At 71.6% G+C, this 5471-nt stretch carries 4 protein-coding genes; all 4 read left to right on the top strand.

The features are described from left to right. Positions 1 to 347: 347 nt before the first annotated feature. Complete coding sequence (topA, locus tag DEIPI_RS0101130) at positions 348 to 3344, top strand: type I DNA topoisomerase (protein ID WP_027480580.1); 2997 nt, start codon at positions 348 to 350, stop codon at positions 3342 to 3344. After that, positions 3345 to 3656, top strand: a complete 312-nt coding sequence (locus DEIPI_RS0101125) for a hypothetical protein (protein WP_027480579.1) — start codon at positions 3345 to 3347, stop codon at positions 3654 to 3656. Between the two features lie 43 nt (positions 3657 to 3699). Beyond that, entirely contained in the window at positions 3700 to 4845 is a 1146-nt protein-coding gene (locus tag DEIPI_RS0101120; RefSeq protein WP_027480578.1) for a CofH family radical SAM protein, read from the top strand. Between the two features lie 86 nt (positions 4846 to 4931). After that, a partial coding sequence (locus tag DEIPI_RS0101115) for a YdeI/OmpD-associated family protein (protein WP_045233399.1) occupies positions 4932 to 5471 on the top strand: 540 nt, incomplete at its 3' end.

Genomic DNA, 5471 nt, shown 5'->3' with positions numbered 1-5471 from the left:
GGGGCGGTTCTGGGCGGGGGCGGCGGGGGTGGTCTGCGCGGACGCGGGAGCGGCGAGCAGGGCGGTCAGCAGGAGCGCCGCGAGGGCGCGCGTCCGGGTTGTGGTGATCACCTCCCCATGGTGCCGCAAGGAGGTGAACGCCGACCGTGACCGAAGGTGAGAATGAAGGGCCGTTCACGCCGCCGGGAGCCGGGATCATCGTCGCCCGGGCCACCGTTCGGGGGTGGCGGAGCCTCAGGTTCACGTGAAGTGCCGCGCCATGAGGGGCGGAAGTTTTGTGCTACCCTCGCGCCAAGGCCACGCCGCCACGCGCTCCCAGCCTCAATTCACCCGCTCCAGAAGGACCTATGCCCAAAACGCTCGTCATCGTCGAATCGCCCGCCAAGGCCCGGACCATCGAGAAGTACCTCGGTGGCGGCTACGTCGTGGAGTCCTCCATCGGTCACATCCGCGACCTTCCGCGTTCCGCCAGCGAGATCCCCGAGAAGTACAAGGGGCAGGCCTGGGCGCGGCTCGGCATCAACGTCGACGAGGACTTCCGCCCCCTGTACGTCGTCGCCTCCGAGAAGAAGCAGCAGGTGGCCAAGCTGCGCGGCCTCCTCAAGGAGGCGGACGAGGTGGTCCTCGCGACCGACGACGACCGCGAGGGCGAGAGCATCGCGTGGCACCTGCTGCAGGAACTCAAGCCGAAGGTGCCGGTGCGCCGCATGGTCTTCCACGAGATCACCAAGGAAGCCATCGAGAACGCCATCCGCAACTCCCGCGCCATCGACGAGAACCTCGTGGAGGCGCAGGAGGCCCGCCGCGCCCTCGACCGCCTCTACGGCTACGAGGTGTCGCCGGTGCTGTGGAAGAAGGTCGCGCCGAAGCTCAGCGCGGGCCGCGTGCAGAGCGTCGCGACCCGCATGCTCGTGGAGCGCGAGCGCGAACGCATGCGCTTCAACGCGGGCACGTGGTGGGACCTCGAGGGACGCTTCGCGGTGGCCGTCGACGTTTCGGGTCTTCGCGGCGCGGGACGGCCCGCGCCTTCGGGTGACGAGCATGACGGCGCCGGGAAGGCAGTATTCCCCGCCACCCTCATCGAGGTGGCGGGCACACGCCTCGCGACCGGCAAGGACTTCGATCCCGCCACGGGCCGCCTGAAGGCGGGCGCGGCGGCGCTGCTGCTGAACGAACAGGAGGCGAACGCCCTCGCGGCTGGCCTCGCGGGGCAGCCCTTCGAGGTGCTCTCCGCCGAGGAGAAGCCCTTCACGCAGCGCCCCTACGCGCCCTTCATCACGTCCACGCTGCAGCAGGAGGGCGGACGCAAGCTCGGCATGAGCGCCGCGCGCACCATGCGCGCCGCCCAGAAGCTCTACGAGGGCGGCTACATCACCTACATGCGCACGGACTCCACCACCCTCTCGCGTGAGGCGATGGACGCCGCTCGCGCCCAGGTCCGTGACATGTACGGGCAGGCGTACCTGCACCCCACGCCCCGCACGTACGACAAGAAGTCCAAGAACGCCCAGGAGGCGCACGAGGCGATTCGGCCCGCCGGGAGCAGCTTCCGCACGCCCGACAGCCTGCGTGGCGAGCTCGGCGGCGACGAGTGGCGCCTCTACGACCTCATCTGGAAGCGCACCGTCGCCTCGCAGATGGCGGACGCGCGCGGACGCCGCCTGCAGGTGCGGCTCGGCGGGCGCTCCACCGACGGGCGAGACGCGGTGTTCGCCGCGTCGGGCCGCGCCATCGACTTCCCCGGCTTCCTGCGCGCCTACGTGGAGGGCGCCGACGATCCCGACGCGGCCCTGGAGGACCGCGAGGTGCTGCTGCCTCCCCTCACGCGCGGCGACCGGGTCACCGCGCGGGAACTGAAGGCCGCCTCGCACACCACCCAGCCGCCCGCGCGCTTCACGGAGGCGTCGCTGGTGCAGGCCCTCGAACAGGCCGGGATCGGGCGGCCCAGCACGTACGCCAGCATCCTCGGCACCATCCAGGAGCGCGGCTACGCCATGCGCCGGGGGCAGGCACTCGTCCCCACCTGGACGGCCTTCGCCACGTCCGCCCTGCTGGAGCACCACTTCGGACGGCTCGTGGACTACGACTTCACCGCCCGCATGGAGGAGGCCCTCGACGACATCGCCGGAGGCCGCCAGAAGCGCACGCCGTACCTGCGCTCCTTCTACTACGGCGACACGGGCGGCCTGGGCCTCAAGAGGCTCGTGGAGACGCGCCTGGAAGCCATCGACGCGCGTGAGATCGCCACGATCGAGGTGCCGCGCCTCAGGGGCAGCGGGATCGAGGTGCGCGTGGGCCGCTTCGGGCCGTACATGCAGCGCGGCGAGCAGAAGGCGAACCTCCCGGAGGACCTCGCGCCCGACGAGCTCGGCATCGAGAAGGCCGAGGAGATCCTCGCGCGGCCCAGCGGCGAGCGTCCGCTCGGCACGGACCCCAACACGGACCTGCCCGTCATCGCGCGCGCGGGGCGCTTCGGGCCGTACGTGCAGCTCGGGGAGGGCAACACGCCCGTGCGCACGTCGTCCCTGCTGCCCGGCGACGACCTGAACACCCTCACGCTGGACCGCGCGCTCAAGCTCCTGAGCCTGCCGCGTTTCGTCGGCACCAGCGAGGGCGAGGAGGTCTGGGCGCACAACGGCCGTTACGGCCCCTACCTCAAGCGCGGCGGCGACACCCGCAACCTCGCCTCGCCCGAGGAGCTCTTCACCGTCACCCTCTCGCAGGCAGAGGCGCTCTTCATGCAGCCCCGCGCGCGCGGCGGACGCGCCGCGCGTGGCCCCCTCAGGCGCTTCGAGTACGAGGGCCGCGACGCCATCGAGCTGCGCGCGGGCCGTTTCGGCGCGTACCTCACCGACGGCAGCGTGAACGCCACGCTGCGCGACACGGAGGACCCCGAGACGATGACCGCCGACGAGGCGCGCGAGATCGTCGAGGAGCGCGGCAGACCCCCCAAGGGCAAGCCCGCCCGCGCGAAGAAGGCCGCGCCGAAGAAGACGGCCGCGAAGAAGCCCGCCACGACCACGAAGAAGACGGCGGGCGCCGCCGCGACGAAGCCCGCCGCGAAGCGCGCCGCGCCGAGGACCACGAAGGGCAAGACCTCCGCGAAGACCACCACGAAGACCGCCGCCCGCAGGGAGGAGAAGTCCGCGCTGAGCTGGGCGGAACTCAAACCGCACGTCAACGTCCTCAGCGACACCGAGCGCCGCCTCGTGATGGCCGTCCGCGACGAGGGCCGCAAGGTCGAGGAGGTCGCGCCGGAACTCGGCCTCGACGTGAAGAAGGCCAAGGGCATGAACCTGCAGGCCAGCAAGAAGCTCAACCAGGCCGCGCGGAGCGTCGCGTAGGTGCCGATCAAGGTCACGCCGCCCGACACGCTGCACCTCGTGCGGCTCGCGAAGGCCACGCCGAACGCGCCCGTCGCGCTGCCCGGCACGGATGGACGCATGACGAGCGTGCACCTCGCCACGCGCCTTCCCGACGCGCCGCTCGACCGCTGGTACGTCTGCCTCGCCGGGGAGGTGCTCGTGGACCTGCCGTACGGCGCGTTCGTGCACCTGCGCGCGGGCGAGACGGCCCGCGTGACGGCGGGCACCGCGCGGACCCTCACGCCCGTCCGTGAGGCCACGGTCCTCGTCGTGGACCACACGGGCCCGTGAGGGAGGGCCATTTCTCCCGCACCCCCTGCGCTAGACTCACCGCATGAGCGTCCTCGACCCTACGGCCCTTCTGGACAAGGCGGCGCGCGGTGAGCGTCTCGACCACGCGGAGATCACCCGGCTCTATGACCTGCCGCTCGGTGACGTCGCGGCGGTCGCGCACGGCCTGCGTCTCCTGCGCGCCGACCCGGACGTCGTGACGTACCTCATCGACCGCAACATCAACTACACCAACGTCTGCAACGTCGGGTGCAACTTCTGCGCGTTCTACCGCACGGACCGCCAGAAGGACGCCTACACCCTCGACTACGCGCAGATCTCGCACAAGATCGCCGAACTCCAGGCGGTCGGCGGGACGCGCATCCTGATGCAGGGCGGCGTGAACCCCAAGCTGCCGCTGGAGTACTACACGGGCCTGCTGCGTCACATCAAGACGCACCATGGGGGCATCCGCATCGAGGCGTTCAGCCCCGAGGAGATCCTCGGCTTCGAGAAGTTCTTCGGAATGAGCGCCGACGAACTCCTCGACGTGCTCATCGAGGCGGGTCTCGACGGGCTGCCCGGCGCGGGCGGCGAGATCCTGGAGGACGAGGTGCGCGCCAAGGCCGCGCCCGCCCGCATCCGCACCGAGGACTGGTTCCGCATCATCGACGTGGCGCAGCGCAAGGGGCTCTACACCATCAGCACGATGGTGATCGGCTTCGGCGAGACGTACGCGCAGCGCGCCGCGCACCTCCTCAAGATCCGCGACCAGCAGGACCGCGCGCTCGCCACGCACGGCAACGGCTTCGCGGGCTTCGCGATGTGGAGCCTGCAGACGGCCCACACCCGCCTCGCCGGGAAGGCGCCGGGCGCGACCGCCGTGGAGTACCTGCAGCAGCTCGCGGTGGCCCGCATCGCCCTCGACAACCAGCCGAACATCCAGGCGTCGTGGCCCGCGCAGGGCTTCAAGGTCGCGCAGGCCGCGCTGTACTACGGCGCCTCCGACCTCGGCAGCACCATGCTGGAGGAGAACGTCGTGAGCGCCGCCGGGGGGCACGGGCGACACACCGCCACGGAACGCGAGCTGGTGCGCATCGCGCACGACGCGGGCTTCCGGCCCGCGCAGCGCAACAGCTTCTTCCAGATCATCCGGTACCCGGACGCCCGTGAGATGCTGCGTCCCGCCGTCCCCGTCGCGAGCGACTGAACGTGGAGTCCACGGCGCGCGGGTTCGTCCCGCGCGCCGTCTCCTTCGACACGGTCGGGGCGGGCGCACCGCGTCACCATGCCTTCATGGACGATCTGCCCGAGGACACGGTGCATCCCCTCACCCGCGGGGCGTGGCGCGCGTGGCTGGAGGCGAACCACGACCGCGCGAAGGGCGTGTGGCTCGTGACCTTCCGGAAGGAGACGGGCGAGCCGCGCGTGGAGTACGACGAGGCGGTGGAGGAGGCGTTGTGCTTCGGCTGGGTGGACAGCAAGCCCCGCAAGCTCGACGATCGGCGCGGCATGCTGTACTTCGCGCCGCGCAGGGCGGGTTCCGGCTGGTCCGCTCCGAACAAGGCGCGGGTGGAACGGCTCCTCGCGGCGGGCCTGATGGCGCCCGCCGGGCTCGCGAAGGTCGAGGCGGCCCGGCGTGACGGCTCGTGGACGGCGCTCGACGAGGTGGAGGCGCTCGTCGTGCCAGGGGACCTCGCGGCGGCCCTCGCGGACCTGCCACCCGCGCGGGAGAACTTCGACGCCTTCCCGCGCAGCGCGCGCCGCGGCATCCTGGAGTGGATCGTGTCCGCGCGCACGCCCGGGACGCGCGCGCGGAGGGTGGAGGAGACCGCG

This window comes from Deinococcus pimensis DSM 21231, assembly GCF_000519345.1.
In the GTDB taxonomy this organism is placed as follows: Bacteria; Deinococcota; Deinococci; order Deinococcales; family Deinococcaceae; genus Deinococcus_A; species Deinococcus_A pimensis.
Note: the sequence above shows the minus strand (reverse complement) of the source record. Positions and strands in the feature narration are given on the sequence as shown.

Excerpts from the sequence above, each read along its gene's own strand:
- topA (WP_027480580.1), top strand. The coding sequence starts at position 348 with ATGCCCAAAACGCTCGTCATCGTCGAATCGCCCGCCAAGGCCCGGACC.
- DEIPI_RS0101120 (WP_027480578.1), top strand. The coding sequence starts at position 3,700 with ATGAGCGTCCTCGACCCTACGGCCCTTCTGGACAAGGCGGCGCGCGGT.